Annotated in this window: 4 protein-coding genes and 1 pseudogene; all 5 read right to left on the reverse strand. The window is 53.8% G+C overall.

Translation table 11 applies throughout. The features are described from left to right. Positions 1-24: 24 nt before the first annotated feature. Positions 25-9,828: pseudogene (locus ACQ5DJ_RS00925) on the reverse strand (SDR family NAD(P)-dependent oxidoreductase); the annotation flags it as partial. A gap of 578 nt (positions 9,829-10,406) precedes the next feature. Then, positions 10,407-16,232 (reverse strand): SDR family NAD(P)-dependent oxidoreductase, encoded by a 5,826-nt coding sequence (locus tag ACQ5DJ_RS00930; protein WP_429840793.1) that lies wholly within the window; start codon positions 16,230-16,232, stop codon positions 10,407-10,409. A gap of 22 nt (positions 16,233-16,254) precedes the next feature. Further along, positions 16,255-17,001: a polyketide synthase gene (locus ACQ5DJ_RS00935; RefSeq protein WP_429840794.1), complete on the reverse strand. Its 747-nt coding sequence runs from the start codon at positions 16,999-17,001 to the stop codon at positions 16,255-16,257. A gap of 6 nt (positions 17,002-17,007) precedes the next feature. Further along, entirely contained in the window at positions 17,008-17,772 is a 765-nt protein-coding gene (locus ACQ5DJ_RS00940) for an enoyl-CoA hydratase/isomerase (protein WP_429840795.1), read from the reverse strand. After that, positions 17,772-19,022 (reverse strand): hydroxymethylglutaryl-CoA synthase family protein, encoded by a 1,251-nt coding sequence (locus tag ACQ5DJ_RS00945; RefSeq protein WP_429840796.1) that lies wholly within the window; start codon positions 19,020-19,022, stop codon positions 17,772-17,774. Before ACQ5DJ_RS00945 ends, ACQ5DJ_RS00940 begins: the two co-directional genes overlap by 1 nt. Positions 19,023-19,046: the final 24 nt, after the last annotated feature.

Raw genomic sequence — 19,046 nt, forward strand, 5'->3', positions numbered from 1 at the left:
ACGCTACCCCTAAGCCCTATGGGGTTATTTGGGTTTAGTTCCGCCCCAGAATGATTTCGGACTGCTGACCTTCCGCTCTTCCGCTTTCATTTTCCATATATTCGTTCGGCTCTTAACCATCTGCGAATCAGACGATGATACGCTGACTGGTTTTCCGCACTCCTGCCATTCTTCCGGCCAAGGCAGCGGCTTCCGTATGGCATCGTCTGAGCGCTCTTCCTGCCAAGATTCTATAACCGCATGAACATTGGTGCCTCCGTCGCCAAAACAGTTTATCGCCGCTGTTCGAACCGATTCACTCCAGTTCTTCGTTTCTCGGTGAAAGAAAAACGGGGACGCTTCCAAATCAAAATGCTGCATCGGCAGCTCGCCCGATAAAAACGGTACAAACTGGTCATGATCGAGCATCAGCACAACCTTAATGAAGCTCGCAATCCCTTCTGCGCTTAGCGGGTGGCCGATATTGGGCTTGATGGAGCCCAAGGCGATAGCGGCAGTTCCACCGTTGCCATAAACCTGCTGAATCGTCTTGAGCTCCAACAGATCGGTTACTTCCGAGCCTGAGCCGTTCGTTTCGATATAAGAGACGTCAGACGGATTTCTGCCGCTCTTCTTTAAGGCAGCGAGCATGACGTCCTTCTGCGCCTGCATATTTGGAGCCGCCGGCCCCGCGGTTCTCCCATCGTTATTTACGGCGATTCCCTTGATAACGGCGTAGATGCGGTCTCCGTCAGCCAGCGCCTGCTTCACTGTTTTTAACAGGACAACGCCGGCGCCTTCACTGAGTACAACGCCATCAGCCCTGCCGTCAAAGACGTGAAATGTCGAGCTTTTGCTCAGAATGCCGCGCTGACCGAATAGTTTGTGCGAGAAGTCGCTGTTCAGCAGGCTGACCCCTCCCACCAATGCGGACACCGTATCCCCGCTCCGAAGGCTTTGAATGGCCATGCTCATCCCGGTCAAGGCAGAGGAACAGGCCGTATCGATCACCATGCTAGGACCCCTTAGGTCAAAGAAACGGGATATATTGGCAGCCAAGTAATTTTGGCCGACCGCGACGATCGGATTTCTCGTTTGAAGGAGCAGTTCCTCGCCCGGCCAATACTGGGTTCTGGCACCGATATAAACGCCAACGGCCTTTCCTTTTACGTCCGCACGGTTATACCCTGCGTGATGAAGCGCTTTCACACTTTCCTCCAAGATGAGTAGTGCCTGCGGGTCCATCGCTCTGGCATCCTCGTCTGGAATATGAAAAAACGACGGATCGGCATGGCGAAGCGCATCCAGCAGCCCTGCATAATAAAGCTGGTCGCTCCCCCATCGTTCCTTCGGAACCGGCCGTATCGCGCTTCGGCCTTCCGTGAGCAGCGACCAATAATGGGTCAAGTCCTTCGCTCCCGGAAATCGGCAGGACATCCCGACGACCGCTATACCCTCCTCGCCGATTCGTTCCTGCTGAATCGACTGACGGGAGATCTCCACTTCAGGCATGGAAGGAGCATCGCTAAAATCATGAATTGGCACTGACTGTTCATGCTCCTGGCACTCCTGGCCCCCCGACAGCAATTCCTGGGTCAGCGGCTCGCCGTATGAGGCCGTCAACCAATCTGCAAGCGACTGAATGGTCGTATGCTCGTAAAGCACCGATGGGTCGATATCCTTGCCTACGGTGCGGCTTATTGTCCGAATTAATTGCGCCAATATGATCGAGTCTGCACCATAATCTTGAATCGGTATGTGAAGCTCCAGCTTGGATCGCTCAAGCTTCAATTCCGCTGCAAATAAATCCAACAGCCATGAACGTACGGCTCCCGACAGCGATGCTTGTGACTCCAAGCGCACTTCCGATGGGCCGGAAGCGGGATTCCGCGTGGTGAGGCTGCTTTCAAGCCGTCGCATAAGCAGACGCTCCGGCTGCCACTTGTCAGGTTGAACGACAGCAGGCAAAACGACCGCTCCCGGCGGCTTTGCAATTATATGATCGAGCAATCTCAGCCCTTCCCGGTCGGTCAGGCTGTGCATACCGGTGGCAAGGAAGGCGCCGCTTTGCACCTCGCCCATGCCCGATTCTTTCCAGCTCGGCCACTGAATGCTGATAATGGGCCTTTGATTCGCATGAGCCTGCGCGAAATAATCCATAAACGAATTGGCCATCGCATAATCGCTTTGTCCCGCAGCCAGCGATGGAACAGCCGCCGATACGGACGAGAATAGAGCAAAAAAGGCAAGCGGCTCATCCTTGAAACATTCCCATACGGACATTAAACCTTCCACTTTCGGCTCCAATACCTGCCGTATAACAGAGGTTGGCTTGTGAACAAAAGCCGGATACTCCCGATCGCCGACGCCCGCGCAGTGGATCACGCCCCCTGCCGGTCCCCATTCATCTCGAATATCAAGAAGCGCCTGCTCTAGTGCACCGGTATCCGTTAGCGGGATGGCGAGCGTCCGCACGTCAGCCCCTATCTTCTCCAATTCCTTGACCAAACGGATCTTATTCGCCATTGGTGAAGTCTGGACAGCCTCGTATTCCCATGTTTCCCGGGGAGGCAGCGCTTCTCTTCCGAGCAGGACAAGCCTTTTCACGCCCATGGTTTCAACGTAATGGCGTGCACACAATGCACCTAGTCCCCGCGTTCCGCCGGTAATCCACAGCACATGCCCCTCCGGCCACGAAAACGGCTTGGCATTCTGTACCGTCTCTTGCTCCCGTAGGTCTGCGCGGTAACGCACGGATTTGCGGTAACAAATTTCCGGCCACTCGCTGTTACAATGCAGTTCAGCAATCAATTGTTCTACCCAGGCTTTACCATTATCCATAGCATCCAGATCGACATGTCTGGAATGAATATTGGCGTATTCGCTTTGCAGCATGCGGTATAGTCCGGCTCTGCAAGCTCCAGATAATCGCACAGTATCGCTGCGGAATCGCTCAAGACCTTTCGTTACGCCGATCACTTTGATCCCTTTGCTTCGTCTTACATCTATTAGCCGCTGGAGCCAAGGCAATCCTTCCAGGTTCCGATCCGCTTCGCTGCTGCAGCCTAAAAGGTCAATGCAAGCATCGAAATCCATCTCCTCGGCCTCTCCCGCTGTCATCTCATCGAGTTGGTGAGGATGAAGGACGACAGCGCTGGGAAGCCGGGATTTAAGCTCCATCGCAAGCTCACGGGTTCCATCCTCAGTAACAATAGCGACTTTACCTGGCGGTTCACCGTCGGCCGATGCCTTTTCTTCTATCCATTCTTTGCAGAGCAAACGTGTCGTATCGGGCTTAAGGGAGTCTGCGGAAGCACCGCTTGAGACCTCAAGCGGTTCTCCTGGCACCCAATAGTGGTCCCGAGAGAACGGATATACTGGCAAATGGATACGACTTTGCATCTCGTCCCCGAATAATAAATCCCCGTCCAGGCTATAGCCTTGGCAGTATAACTCAGCCAGCGCGATCAATGCTCCCCGGTATTCACTCGAAGCCTTGTCCATAGACTGGATTTTATGAAGCCATTCGACCCTTTCCTGCTCCTTCGCCTTGTCGGCTTTAAACATCCGTTCTACTTGTCCGAACAAAATGGGCGGGCTAGACCGCTTCTCAGCCGCAGCCAACCAGGCTTCTACCGCTTCCTCCTTGCTGGAGGCAACGATTACGCAGCGATAAGCAAACGGCTGTCTGCCTTCGAGAAGCGTAAGGGAAATTTGTGATAATTCCACCGATGCAGGCTGGCTCGCCATGTAATGGCGCATATCGTCTATTTTCCGCAAAAGCGCATCCTCGCTCTTTGCTGAAAGGGGAAGCATATAATACGCTTTTTGACCGGAATAGCTGCTGTGCCGCTTCTCGTTGTAGCTCTGAAGGACGAAATGGGCGTTCGTACCACTCATACCGAACGCACTTACGGCACCAGTTAACGGCGCGCCTGAACTGGAACGCCATGGCCTCGGCTCGCGGTTCACATAGAACGGGCTCCCTTCAAATCGTATATAATCGTTTTCCTTATCCATATGAAGACTTGCAGGTATCGTCTCATGACGGAACGCCTGGACGAGATTAACGAGGCTGACTAGGCCTGAAGCTGCGAAGCTATGACCAAAATTAGTTTTGGGAGAGGTTAACGCGCATGTACTTTCGTTCAACGCTGCCCCTTTAAACGCTTCCTGAAGCGCGTGGATTTCGACAGGATCCCCCAGCTTTGTACCCGTTCCATGCGTAACGATATACTCGACCTGCTCCGGATTCACGCCGGCCTGCTCGTACACCGAACGGATGAGGCGGGCCTGTGCTGCTGCATTCGGCGCCGTAATTCCGTTCGTTTTGCCATCATAATTGATGCCGCTGCCGCGGATGACAGCATAAATCGGATCGCCATCTTTCTCCGCCAAAGACAATCTTTTCATCACGACGGCCACGACCGCCTCGCCCGGTACCATACCGTTCGCCCGGTTGTCAAAGGCATAGCATTTGCCGTCCGGCGAGAGCATACCCGCTTCCCTCATCCCGTTCAAATACAACGGTGTCAGCATAAGGTTAACACCCGCGGCGATAGCCGTATCGCATTCGCGGTTGCGAAGGCTGACACATGCTTGATGGGCGGCGACCAGCCCGGAGGAACATGCGGTATTGATCGACATAACAGGTCCGCTCAGGTTAAGGAAGTACGAAAGGCGAGATGCCAGAATCGCATTGTTCGTGGATGTCACGCTGCCTGCCCCTTTAGCGATAAACTGGTAGTCGCCATCCTCAGCTCCGACAAATACGCCGATATTTCCTTCCCGCAGCTGCTTGCTCCCGTATCCTGCATCCTCCAGCGCTCGCATCGACTCCTGCAATAACAGCCGCTGCCTTGGGTCCATCAGCTCCGCCTCGCGCGGAGAGATTTCGAAGAAGGCAGGATCGAACTCGCTGACGCCCGGCACCCATCCGCACGTCCAGTTTTCATCGTTCATGAGATTGCTTCGTACTTCCGGCATCGGCTGAACCGCATCGCGGCCATCCCGCAGAATACGCCACATGTCTTCAACCGAGCGGGCCTCAGGAAACCGTCCGCTCATGCCGATAATCGCAATGGGCTCCGGAAATGGATGGCTTTGTGTTTCAACCGCAGCAGCGTGTTCTTCAATCGGTTTAGATGGCTCCGTATGAACGGATTCCAGAGCAGCCGCTTCCTGATGAAAATCCAGTCCATCATCAGGACGAAGCTCATATCTGTCCTTGTAAAACCCGATCAGGTCGTCACGATGTTCCCGCAAGTAAAAATGGATGAGCTTCTCCACGGTCGGATAGGAGAAGAAGACGGCTGGCGTAAGATCAATGCGGTAATGCTTGGTCAACGATGAAGCCAGCTCGGCAAAGCTGATAGAATTGAAGCCGAAATCGGAAAAATACTGTTCCTTGTCGATCCGGTCAATCGGGATCGCTACTATTCGACTGATGTGTGCCTTCAGGTCTTCCTCCAGCAGCTGCTCTACATTCGACTCAGCATGTTCTGCCCGCTTCGCGATTGATGTCAACGGCGCCGCCTTCACCGGCTTTACCGCTTCCTGTCCAGTTGCCGGCTCCAGACCTAGAGAGCGGCGGACGCTCTCCCGATTCCCAGCCATCACAAGATGATTGGGCTCGTCCTGTGTTAATAGCAGCTCAAGCAGCGCGATCCCCTGCTCGGCTTCCAAGGCACGCTGGCCGCTTGCTTGAAGATACATTTTCGTCATAACCGGATCCCCGACACTCATGCCGCCATCCTTCCACAGCGGCCACTGAATGGAAACAATCGACCCGCCATGTCGTCGATCTCCCATGCGAACACGGGAAGCCCGCTCCGCGTAGGCAGTCATGAACCGGTTACCGACAGCGTAATCGCACGATCCGAAATCGCCCAGTACAGCGGATATAGAAGAGAAGTAAGCGACAAAATCAAGCTCGCGTTCTTCTTGAAGCAGCTCATCAAGCAGGAGCGTACCGGTAATCTTCGGTTGTATGACTTCGTGAAATTGCTCCGTTTTCTTCTCTAGAATGCTACGGCCGCTTTCCGTACCGGCTGCATGGATAACGCCGTTTATGCTTCCCGATAAGGCAGCCCGAGCTTCAACAAGTCCTTGCTTCATGGCGGCATAGTCACACACGTCCGCTTCGATCGCGAATACGGTGGCGCCTGCCGCTTCAAGCTTTTTCATCATCGATCTTTTGCGAGCATCAATGGATGACCGACCCGTCAGGATAAGCTTGGCCTGATACGTTTTGGCCAAATGCTCCGCAACGACCATGCCGATTCCGCCGAAGCCGCCTGTAATGAGATAAATGCCGCCCCGGCGGAATTTGGTCGCTTTCGGCTGAAGCCGGGTTTCTCGCACGGAACAAACATGCCGTTCTCCCCCTGCATATAAAGAGCTTCGCACCTTGTCCTGTCCAAGCTCCATCCACAACGACTCCCAAAGATTGCGACCCGAACTGCGTTCCGCCTGAAAATCGTCCGTAAAGAGATGAACAGACATCCGCACATCCTTCATAAGCGGGCCGATCGAACGCTCAAAGCCGATCCAAGACTCCGCATGGCAGCGTTCGATATCCGTGGAGCACACCGCCGCGGCCAGCAGCCTGATTGATGTAAGGCCAGAGGCATACATCCCTTGGATGAGAGCGGTTAGTTCATCCGTCATTTGCGCTGAAGGCGCTGTCTCCAAAGGCCATAAAAACAGAATGGCTTCTACCGCCTCTGTCCGGTTGACGTCCGCCAGCACACGTTCGAATCCGGATGAATCCCACTTATCTATGGAATGCGGCCATGTATTCAACGCTTCGCCCTCGTAACGTGACACAAAAACCAGCTTCGTCTTCGGACTTAAGTGGTTAACGGCTTCCGTCAGCTCTAGTTGACGGTGTGAATCCGAAAGGAAGCAAACGACCGTCCGCGGCTGTTCGCGCAGCACTTCCTTCCATTCAGCCGGCTGCCACGTTTCTTGAAACGTCATCACTTCAAAAGGGACCTTAACCGCATCTGGTTCAGAAGCAGCGAGCCAATAGCGTTCCTTAGCAAACGGATAAGTCGGCAGGCTCACCCTGCGCGGAGGTTTGCCGCCGTAGAGCTTCTGCCAATCGATTTCAAGCCCTTTCGTCCAAAGATCAAGCAGCTTGCCGTACTTTCCCTTGGCAAACCAGGCATCAATCGCCGTCTGCATATCATCGTCCGCAGCCAGTGCTTGAAACGAATTTCTTCCCCGCTTAACCTGTCCACGATAAATGCCCGGGCCGGCGCCATACATCCTGTACTGTTCCAGCTTTTCCTTTAGCTCCGCAATTGACGCTGCGGTGAAGGCTAAACGTTCCTCCATCGCCTGACGGCCAATCTGAAGCGTAAACGCAATATTTGCAAGCTCCTCATTCCGCCATGTCCTTGCCCCGATGGCTTCGGCGAACTGGCGAACGTTCGCTTCCAGACGCTCCTCGTTCATCGCGGATAAAACGATGATTGAAGCGTGCTGTGCCAAGTCCGGACGGTCTTCGGCCTTCTCTATGAACTCTTGGACGACAAGATGGGCATTCGCTCCTCCAGCACCGAAGGAGGATAGGCCGGCGATACGAGGATACGTGATTGTTTCCCCGTTCAAGACGACGACGGGCTGTTTCCATTCCGTCAGCCGCTGCTGCACCGCAAAAGGCGTCCGCTCGAAGGCGATATTCGGGTTTACTTCGTCCGCGTGCAAAGTCGGCGCAAGCTGTCCATGCTTCATTTGCATTAGCACCTTGGTCAGTCCCGCTATGCCGGCCGCGCTCTCACAGTGGCCGATATTCGATTTAACAGATCCGATCGCACAATAGCCATGTTCTCCGGCCAGCGGCGAGAATGCTCGCGTCAGCCCCTCGACTTCAATCGGGTCACCGAGCTCCGTTCCAGTACCATGAGCTTCGATATAGCTGACGGCACCCGGATGTATGCCAGACCGCTTTAATGCGTCTTGGATCAGCTGCGCTTGAGCGGAAGCGCTGGGTACCGTATAGCCGTTCGTCCGGCCGCCGGCATTCAGCATGCTTCCTTTTATGATGCCGTAAATATGATCGCCGTCCGCAATCGCCGCATGCAACGGCTTGAGGACAACCGCGCCTACACCCTCTCCATCGACGAATCCGTCGGCTTGTGCACCGAAGGATTTGCATTGATCGCCGGCGGAGAGCATGTTCATCGAAGTTAGCCTCTTGTAGTGGACGGGATCTACGATCAAATTAACGCCGCCCGCAATCGCGCATTCGCTGGTACCGGAATAGATACTCTCAAGCGCAAGGTGGATCGCAGTGAGCGAGGAGGAGCATGCCGTATCGACAGCCAGGCTCGGCCCCTGGAAATTCATTAAATAAGATAGTCGGTTTGCAATGGACCAGAAATTCGCCCCAGTCGAATAATTGCCGTTCATCACCCCGACAAAAACACCAACCTTCCCGGAACGGCTTAGTCGTTCCGGGGTATAACCGGCATCCTCTATACTCGCATAAGCCGTTTCCAAAAAAATCCGCTCTTGCGGATCCATTCGTTCGGCTTCCTTGGGCGCAATCTGAAAGAATAGTGGGTCGAATTTGTCGATATCGTCCAGGAATCCGCCCCATTTGCTATAGACAGCGCCCTCCTTGCCCCGCTCTTCGTCGTAGTAGAGTCTCCAATCCCACCGGTCGGATGGGATTTCGGTAATGCAATTTGTTCCGTGTTTAAGGTTTTCCCAGAACTGTTCTACATTCCTTGCCCCCGGATAACGTCCGGACAAGCCGATGATCGCCACATCCTGTTTGCCTGCCGCTTCGCTCTCCGACATTTCGATAACCGCTTGCTGTTCGTTGATCGGCTCAACAGCTCCCGGTTCCATATGACGATCTGGCGCTAGATTGCTATCGGGCACTTCTTGCGTATCGAAATTTGAGCTGCCTACTGCTTGTCTCTCCATTCCCGTGAAGCGAAGCATCTCCTCCGGATGGGCTTGCAGCAAATAGTCGGCTAGCGCATTAATCGTTGAGTGCTCGAAAAATAGCGTACTGTTTATTTTGGCGAAATGAGGCCGGAGTGCTTCCGTAAGCTGCACGACTAGAATCGAATCGATTCCATATGTCTCTAGCGTCACGTATGTTTCCATGCGCTGGTATGGAATTTTCAGCGTTTCGCAGATGAGCGCCTTCAGTCGTTCTCTGCCCTTCTCGCGGAGCACCTCCTGGCTTTGTTCATCCTTTTTGGCGGGCAGCGTTGTTCGAGCAATCGGCTTCCCCTGGGGTTGTTCTTCTTCAGTGTTATCCGACGCATCCGCTTGACTTCGTATCCGGATTACACCGTCGCTTTCGGCTGCTATAATCTGCTGTCCAAGACCGTGAGAATGCTCAGCAGGGAAAAACACATCGAGGAAGCCCTCCTCCTCCAACAGCAAACGCCACGAATCGGGTGTCAAGCCCGGTGATCCCGGCATCCGAAGCTCTTGATCCTCATATAGCCACCAGCCTTCAAGCAGACCGAACGTCAGGTGGATGAACAGATTGCTGCTGCTCATTTCATTGAGGAGCAGCAGACCGCTGCGCTTCAGGACCGTCTTGACGCTTCGGATCGTTGTCTTCATATTTCGGGTTGCATGCAGCACATTGGTTGCAATCGCAAGATCGAATGCGCCTTCCTCAAAGCCCTGCACCGCCGCTGGCTTTTGAGCATCATATAGACGATAGGTCAAAAACGGGTAATGCGGTCCGTACTCGTGCTGGGCATGAAGCAAAAACGCTTGAGAAATATCCGTATAGCAGTATTCTGCAATATGTTCTTGCAGCGGTTTAAGTCCGGCAAGCACCCGTGCGCTTGTTCCGCCCGTTCCTGCGCCGATTTCCAAAATGCGCAAGCGGACGGTAGGATCTTCTTGAACCCGTTCCCTAATAAGCGCAAGCGTAAGATCCGATACGATCTTGTTGAAGTAATCCGCGATATGATTGTTTTTGTAGACACCCTCGACAAGCGTCATCGATCCGTTCGGGAATATAATATCCGTAGCGGCCGTATTTCCGCACAGCACCTGCGGAAGTGCTCGGAGTGTAGCGTCGACAAGGATCATTTGCGCGCCGGAATCCGGGTGATGCCTCCACTGATCCAAATGCCGATCCCATTGGGTCCAGACGGCTGTATGGTCTTCTTTCCGATTCGGATCGACGACGTATTCGCCGACACCCTCCGATATATAGTCATAGCGAAGCAAATAATCGATGCTAGTCTCCAACCATCTGTCGTACAGCCGAGATTGGCCCAGCAATCCGGCCAGCTCCTCCTTGGATTGCCGCTCCCGGTTAAAGAAGCCGGCAGCTTGCAGCTGCACCCAAAGAAGCTTGACCAGAAGCTCTTCTTCCAGGCGTTTCACATCCCGTATGCTCTCCTCCATACCGTTCACCTGACCGCTCCTTTCGTCCATTACGATACACCCAGCTTCCCTCTTATATCTGCGATCCTATCCGCCAGCTCCCTGAAGCTCCGGTGCCGGTTGACCAACTCCGGCGTTACATCTATTCCGAGCCGTTGATTGAGCATTTCCGTGAGTAAACTCATCTTGACCGGATCAAGGCCGTATTCCGCTAATTCCGCGTCGGGCTCTATGTCCTGTTCGTCGACCTTCAAGAATATTGCTGCCGCTTCCCTCACGAGAGACAGCACCTCTGCCCGCTGCTTCGCATCCGGGATGCTTCCCGTCTCTTCCTCTATAGGTCGTGCTGCAGATGAGAGGGCTTGAAAGGGAGCCGGAGCGAAGTCGCTTCTGATCCTGCTGATGACTGATCCGAAGCGTTCTGGTAGAACCGTTATATGCTGGGCTGCAGCGGTTTCCTCCATATGCAGCGGCTTGGTCGTTTTGACGAAGCACAGTTGATTCACCTTCCCGGCAAGCAGTCTTTCCACGATGTCCATGGCTTCGTCCGGCTCGATAGACCCCATTCCGATCCGGGCCATTTTCTCGCGGAGAGCCTCGGTTGAAACCGTCCCCACACTTCCCCAATACCCCCAATTGATCATCTTGACGGCACAAGACCATTCAGAGGCGAGCTTCGCCGCGAAAGCGTCGCTAAATGTACACCCGGCAGTGTAATTGCTCTGTCCAGGCGATTTCAGAAACGAATTAAAGGATGAAAAGAACAAAACAAAATCCAACTGCTCACGATCAAATACTTGAGCTGTTCTTACAGCTGTGCCGTTTTTGGCTGCATACCCCGCTTCAAACCGCTGCTCGTCCATTTTTGCCAAACTTTGATCGAGCAGGACGATCGTGGAGTGAACAATGCCATGAATACGCGTATACCGCGACTTTATCGTCTCGTAGGCCTGCTGGAGCGATGCCAAATTTGCCGCATCCGCCCGGATATAGGATGGCGCAGGTCCAAGATCCCCTAACCGTGCGATCTTAGCCCGAATAGTTTCATCCATCTCTCTGCGGCCAATCCAAACGATTTGTGCTTGATAGGTACGAATCATATACTCGGTCCATACCTCGCCAATGCCTCCGGCTCCCCCGATGACGACATAAACGCCACCGTGCCGGTAAGCGGTACGCTCCATCGGTAAGTCTTTGACAGGAACCAGCATCTGCTTGTACCAACCGCCATTTCGGTAGCCCCATGCATTTCCCTTGGCATCCCTTGGCAGCGATGGCACAACGTCCAACGGCAGTTCGTCCTTCAGGCCTATGTCTAACAGACGCACGCTCCAGCTCGGATATTCCTTCGCCATCGACCCGACCAAACCATGGACACCGGCATGTGCAAAGCCAGATGTTTCGCCTGTACGAATCGGCTGAGCCTCCACGGTGATGATGGACCAGTGCAAGGGCCTCGATCCGAAGCCGATTTCGAGCAGTGACTTTATGAGCCTAAAAAGCTGGAATACCCCATTCTTTTGTTCGCTGATAATACCTTCGTCCCGCACGGTTTGAATCGGATGAACCGGCGAAATCCATATAATATGCTTCAGATCGTTATAGTTGCTCAGCTTCTGAGCCATATCCTCAATCGAAGCTTCGTTTTCAAACGACAGCGGCTGAGCCGCGGGATACCTGTGGTTGATTTGGTTTATTTGCTCTGGCGTTCCGCCGATCACGATGTCGGCATCCGGAACATGCTGCAGGGCTGGCGTTTCGTTGAATGCGGTAGGTTCCCAGGTAGGAAGCAGCAGCAATCCATCAGGTAATCGGTGAGAACCATCAGACTCGGCTTGATGGGGGTTAAAGCTCCAGGTCCCTGATTTCCCTGCACTCTTGGTTGCCATTCCCCGCATCGCCGCACAAACATAGCCTTCCTCGTCACACAAATCGATATCGAAGACGCGCAGCGAATCTCCTGAAGTTCCTGCTTTCCTTATACGGGTGACCGCCCACATCACTGAAGGACAAGGACGGTAGACCGTAAGCTCCTGAATCGCAAATGGCACATAGGGCCCGTTTGCACAAGCGTCGATTTGGCGTCCATGACTGTGCAGGGCGAAGCCGATCGTGGACTGAGCGGCAGCGTCGAGCAATACCGGATTGCATCCAATCCACTGCGTCTCGTCACTCATGGCCGCCGGCAAATGAATCTTAGCGATCGCACAATCTTCGCCGATTTCAATCGTCTTTACTGCTCTATAACTTGGACCATATGCAATTCCCATATTTTCGAAAGCGCCGTAGCACGTTTCCGTATCCAGCTTTGCGACCGAGCATTGGGCGCGAATGGCCTGCACGTCCAGCTGTGGAGGGGCAGAAGCCGCATGAATAACAGCTGTCCCTTTGCTATAAATCGGACCTTCATCCGCATCAGCCTTCGAAGGTTCTGCCAGAATACAAAATGAAACCTGGTTGTCACCCTCCTGCGTTAAGGAAACATGAATGTGTCCGGCCGTTGTTTTCGCAATAAAAGGCCGCAGCCATACCACATTTTCCAGCGTAATGGCCTGTCCCTTATCCACGTAATCGGTCGCAAGCTCGACTGCAGCGCGGGCCATCTCAAGGTAGGCCATTCCCGGCATGATAGCCTGTCCGGAGACAACATGGTCTCGCAGCAGCGTGTCCTCATTTGTAAAAGAAGCGCTGAACCGGGTCTTCCCTAGCACCGACGTATTTCTGTGCACAAGCGGATGAAGACGCTCAGTCAAAATTTTCGTATGGAGCGCTTCCTGATCCGAAGCCTTTGCTTCAAGCCAGTACCGCTCCTTCGCAAACGGATAGGTCGGCATGTGGATGCGCTTCCCCCCGTTCACCAAAGGCAGCGCTTGTAAGCCCTGCACCCACTTCTTTGCTGCATCGGCAAGCTTTACCTCTTGAGAGGAACCGGTCTCATGCTCCGATAGCAGTTCTTCGCTTGATGCGATCGCATTCCTTATCTGCCGTCTGTTTACTTTCCCAGAGAATACAAAAGAAGAAGGCCTCCGCAGCAAATGGTCCTCCATTGCCTGCAGTAGGTCCTCCCTCGTGTTTGCCGTGAACGCCGCACGGACATCCATCTCTTCCCTCCCCGCTTGCAGCGTCAACGCCACATCTGACAAACAGATGTCTGTTTCCCGCAAAAGGAAGGCTTTAAGGGATGCGACAGCGTCGTCCAGTTGATCTTCGGTCTTGGCCGATACCGGAAATAATAGCGGTTGATCCATAGGTGGGGCCGAATGTCCGGGCGATTCCGGATTGTATTCCTCAATGACCATATAGGCGTTCGTTCCGCTAAACCCGAAGGAGCTGACGGAGGCCCGTCGAATACCGGATTCGATCTCCCACTTCTTCAAGGACGTGTTTACAAAGAAGGGGCTTCCATCAAGTCGGATATGCTCATTCAAGGAATCGAAATGAATGGTTGGCGGCAGCATACGGTGCTTCAGCGACTGTACAACCTTGATGACGCCCGATACGCCGGATGCCGCGAGCAAATGACCGATATTGCTCTTAATGGAACCGAGTGCACAGTAGCCCTTCTTGTCCGTATATGCGGCGAACGATGCCGTAAGAGCTTCGACCTCGATCGGATCGCCGAGCTTTGTTCCTGTACCATGTGCTTCGACAAGCGAAATGGTCTCCGGGTTAATGCCGAATTTATCAAAGACGGATTTCTCCAGCTCTTCTTGTGAAGCGGCGCTGGGCGCTGTAATTCCGTTGGTCTTCCCGTCCTGATTAATACCCCAGCCGCGTATGACGGCATAAATCGGGTCTTTGTCGCGGACCGCGTCGGACAGCCGCTTAAGCAGCAGCACGCCCGTACCTTCCCCCGGAACGAATCCGTTCGCCCTGTTATCGAACGTATAGCAGCGCCCATCCTTGGACAGCATCCCGGATTTGCTCGTCATAATATGCATAGCCGGTCCGCTCATGACATTAACGCCGCCGGCCAACGCCATGTCGCAATTGTCCAGGAGCAAGCTACTGCAAGCCTCTGAAATCGCGACAAGCGAGGAGGAGCAAGCGGTGTCGATCGCCATGCAGGGACCCTTCAAATTCAGCAGGTAGGAGATGCGTGCGCTTAAAATGGAAACCGAGGTCCCCATCAGATTTTGCGCATGGAGCTCTTCTCCACTCTCCATACGTCCGTAATCGCCGGTGCCACATCCGGCAAAGACCCCGCAGCGGCTGCCAGACAAGTCGGACGGACGCAGTCCGGCATTCTCGATGCATGCCCAGCTGTTCGCTAGGAATAGCCGCTGCTGCGGATCCATGTATTCCGCTTCCACGGGCGATATTTGGAAAAATAACGGATCAAATTTGTCCGCATCCTCCAAGACGCCCATCCATTTCGAATATGTTTTGCCCGGCTTCTTCGGATCGGGATCGTAGTATCGCTCGAGAGACCAGCGTTCTGCAGGAATCTCGGATACGCAATCTTCCCCTTTGCAAATGTTGTCCCATAATTCGTCAATATTAGCGCCCTTGGGGAATTGGCCTGACATCCCGATGATGGCAATGCCATCCAGATCGGGCGATTTCCGGCTTTTTTCCTTGGGCATGTCTTCCCGGGTACGGACGGCCGCTTGCGCACTGTGCAATCCAAAGGATTCCTGTCTCTGACTTTTCTGCCTTCGCATCCGCTCGATCAGCTCGTCAGTCCGGTCCATCATGTCCTCCGCCGTACGGCTTATGACGACTTTGCCGATATGCTGTCCGCGGCTGACATATTCAAGCGCCTCTTGAATTCGCTGAAAGGGGTAAACCCTGGATACAATGGGTACGATTTTCTCCGTTTGAAGCAGGTCAACCATCACATGGAGCAATTCCTTGTTAAATCCCTTTTGGGCACTTAACCGCCGTAAATCAATGCTATGAATCGTTTGGTTATGTACAAGTCCGGAAAGATCTAGATTTCCGCTCGTCTTCAGCGCATGCACGGCCAGCTCCAGGTAGCGGCCTGAAGGGGCCAAACAATTCAAGCCCTTCTGAATCGCGTCCCCGGCCAGCATATTAAGCACAACATCAACCCCGCGGCCATTGGTTAAGGAGGCGATTTCCTGATCAAAGGGCGAGGCGCTGTAATGGATCGCCGCAGCAACGCCAAGCCTATCAAGCAGGGCGAGCTTATCGGCTTTGCTGCTCGTGCCGTAAATCTTGCAGCCTTTCAAATTCGCCAGCTGCAGGGCGATAAGGCCGCAGCCGCCTGTCGCCGTCTGAATGAGCACCTGCTCGCCGGGCGCAAGCTTCCCTGTCTCGAAAGCATGATAGACTGTGGAGAAAACAACAGGCAGGCTGCACCCTTCTTCAAACGTTATATTGGCAGGCTTTCGGACGGCATTAGCAGCGGCAACGTTCACTTCGCTGGCATGACCGCCCAACTGCCTGCCTGTAAGAGCGATGACCTCATCGCCGATCCGGAACTCCTCTACGCCTTTGCCGATGCGTGTGACGATTCCGGCTACTTCAAACCCCGGCACGAATGGATAGTCGGGCATTGTCGGGTATAGCCCGTTTACGCACATGATATCCGGAAAATTAACCGCCGACGCCATAACTTGTATCGTCATTTCACCAAAGTCGGGCTCCGATACAGACCATGGCCGCAAAGAAACCTCGCTGATGTGATGAACGTTCGACACGACCAGGCCGGCAGAATCCGATTTCGCTGACTGCTGGCTATCGACTTTCAATCCCGCTTTCTCCGGTTCCGGACTGCGGGAATCAGCATGGTCTGCTGGAGACTGGATTTCCCTCCCGTCGGAAGCCTTCAGCGCCATGATTCGACGCTTGGCATCTTCAGAACTAACCTCTCCCGCTTTCAAAGCGCGAAGTATCTCTTGAATATTCACCCTCACACCCCCTGCCTGTTCGCTATTTACCAAATAAGGACAGAATCTTGTCCCGAACTTCTGTCTGATGGAAGGTTAGCTCATGCATCGCGACTTCTTTCGCAATATAATTCGGGAGCTCAGCTCGCACCGTCTCAACCAGATGGTCCTTCAAAGTAACCAACGAAAGGCGCGGCTTTTCTGCGAGCTGCCGCGCCAGATCCAGAGCATGGCTCATCACTTGATCTCGGGGAAGGACCGTGAAAGGCACGCCTCTCTTCTCCAGATCCGCCCCGCGGTAATTGCTACCGCTTAGTAGCATTTCATTGCCCAGGCTCAATCCCAGCTTTCGCGGCAAGATGTACGTTGCGCCCATTCCCGGTGTGAAGCCGTATTTCATGAAATTAGCCGTATAGACACTCTCACGGCTCATGACGACAAAATCGGCAAACAATCCGATCACAAACCCGCCTCCGATCGCATGGCCCTGCATAGCGGATATGACGGGAACCGGGCATTCCAACGCTAGGCTGTAAATGTTGCTGTCCGTAAATTTCAATTGCCCTTCGAAAATGGCAAGCAAAGCTTCTTGCGTCCCGCCGGAAGCAAAATAAGTATCATACCCGGTCAAAATAACGGCTTTATACCGCTCTGTTTCCTTTACAGTTAGGAAAGCATGCGCCAAACCCTTTACCAGGTCGTCGGAGAACGTGTTTTTGTATACGCGGTCCTGCATGGTGATCAGTGCGATACCCGGCTCGATTTCACGCAGCTCTACAACCGGTTGCATTACACATCAACCTTCCCATGGAAATTGGCCTTTATTGACAAAATTATAGATAGCTGCGAGCGTATCCGGGTCGGCAAACATGGTTTGATTCGCAGTTATTGCCAGTCCCCTGCCTTCCCGGATTAAGGGCTGCAGCTCAATCATATAGCGTTTGTACTTCGCAATCCCTGCCTTCGGCAGACGCTTCAATCGAAGCAGATGACGGCGCAGCAGCGACTCGCTTTCCGGCTCCCAGGCATCGATCAACCCCCAGCGGAGTGCGGTTTCCGCATCGAAGGCCTGTGTCATTAGCGTCATATAATGCGCGCGCTGCATGCCCGTTTTTTGAATAAGAAACGGCATCACACAAGCCGGATACAGGCCGAACAGCAGCTCGGACAGGCTGAATTGGGCCGTCCCGTCCGCCAGAACGATATCGCTTGCGGCGATAAAGCCAAGCCCCCCGGCATTTGCCTTACCCTTGACGTGAGAAAGAACGATGTACGGTCCGGTCCGCATTCTCATCCATAACGCATACAGAGGTTCAGGATTGCTTCGCATGGATCGGCCTTCTGCCATATGAGTGTGAATCTCCTGGAAATCTGCGCCCGTGCAGAATACATGAGGCAGACCTTCCAGCACGACAACCGTCACTTCTTCCTCGCATTGGTCCAGCACGCAGCCCAGTTCCTCGACAAGCTGGTCATTGATTGCGTTGTCCGCTTCGGGCCGGTGCAGTCTGATAAAGCATACGGTTCCCTGATATCGAACATGCAGCGTCTTAAACTCCATTACAGCCACCTGTAAATCCGATGGAAGTCCCGGATCTCTTCCAGGTAGAGCCGCTGCTCGCCCCGCACAGATGCGGGAATCCCTTGCAAGTCGAGCTTCGCATTACGAGTTCCAAACCGGATGCCGTGACCGCTTCTCAGCATCGCTTCATATTCGTCAAAGCCGAGCAGACGTCGCTCCTGCAGACGTTCGCTCAGCTTGAATTTACGCAGTGCCGCCTGACTTTGACTTGTGGCGACACCGCTGTAAAATTCCGAGCAGCAGCCGGAGCCGTACGAATAACAGCCGATCCGCTTGGGCGTATCAAATGTCCCATGCTCGATTAGGCCTGCCAGTGACAGGAAAACGGTGCCGCCCATGATATTGCCGACACGCTGGCAAAATCGAATGCCGGGAAGTACACGCTGATTAAAGTCCGCGTCAATCTCCGGCGCTTTGGCCTTCGCGATTCTTCGCATCATCGTGCGATGCGCGCCCTTCACCATACCGCCGAAGGGAGTATGAAACGCTAAATATTGAAACGTATCTTTATAGTCGGCTTCAGGCACCCGCGATTTGTAGGCCATAAAGGTTTGTTCGCAGCAATCCAAATACGTGGACAGCGACAAATCGGAATTGCCTGCTTCGCTGTCCGGCATCGGGCGGCACGTATCCATCACTTCATAACCGTAATAACCGCTCGCGCCCGTATCGATTTGGAAGACATACGGCGTATCGCTGACCAGAAGGGCAACAGCCCCGGCTCCCGCGCTTAGCTCTGCATAGGACCAGTCTTCAGTCAGCGAGCTCCCGCCCTCTGCCACGAAAAAACGGGATATGTCCGTAGCGATCACCAGCGCCTTGGCCCCCGGAGATGTGCCGGAGAGAATAAAATTGACCGCGGCATGCAGGCCTGCTGTTCCCGAATAGCAGGCCTGCTTGATTTCGTACATCCGGCAGCGGCGGTTTAAGCCGAGATAATGATGGATATACGTGCTCATCGATTTGCCGAAATCGATACCAGATTCCGTGCAGGTAATCACCAGTTCGATCCGGTTCCGCTCTTCTTCAGACAGCGAATCCACGATCGGCTTCGCGGCATTGACACCGAACGTAATTGGGTCCTCGTAAGGCAAGGCAACGGTTTTCTCGAGCATCATCAGATTCTCGAACCGGGCATTATCCAACTGACGCCTAGCTGCAAGTTCCGGGACATCCAGAAAAGCAGTGCCGCCAAAAACATTCATCGCTTCTATTCCAACTTGAGTCAAGGCCATTCTCCTTCTCCGTTCGAT

Source organism: Brevibacillus sp. FIR094, assembly GCF_050477165.1.
In the GTDB taxonomy this organism is placed as follows: Bacteria; Bacillota; Bacilli; order Brevibacillales; family Brevibacillaceae; genus Brevibacillus.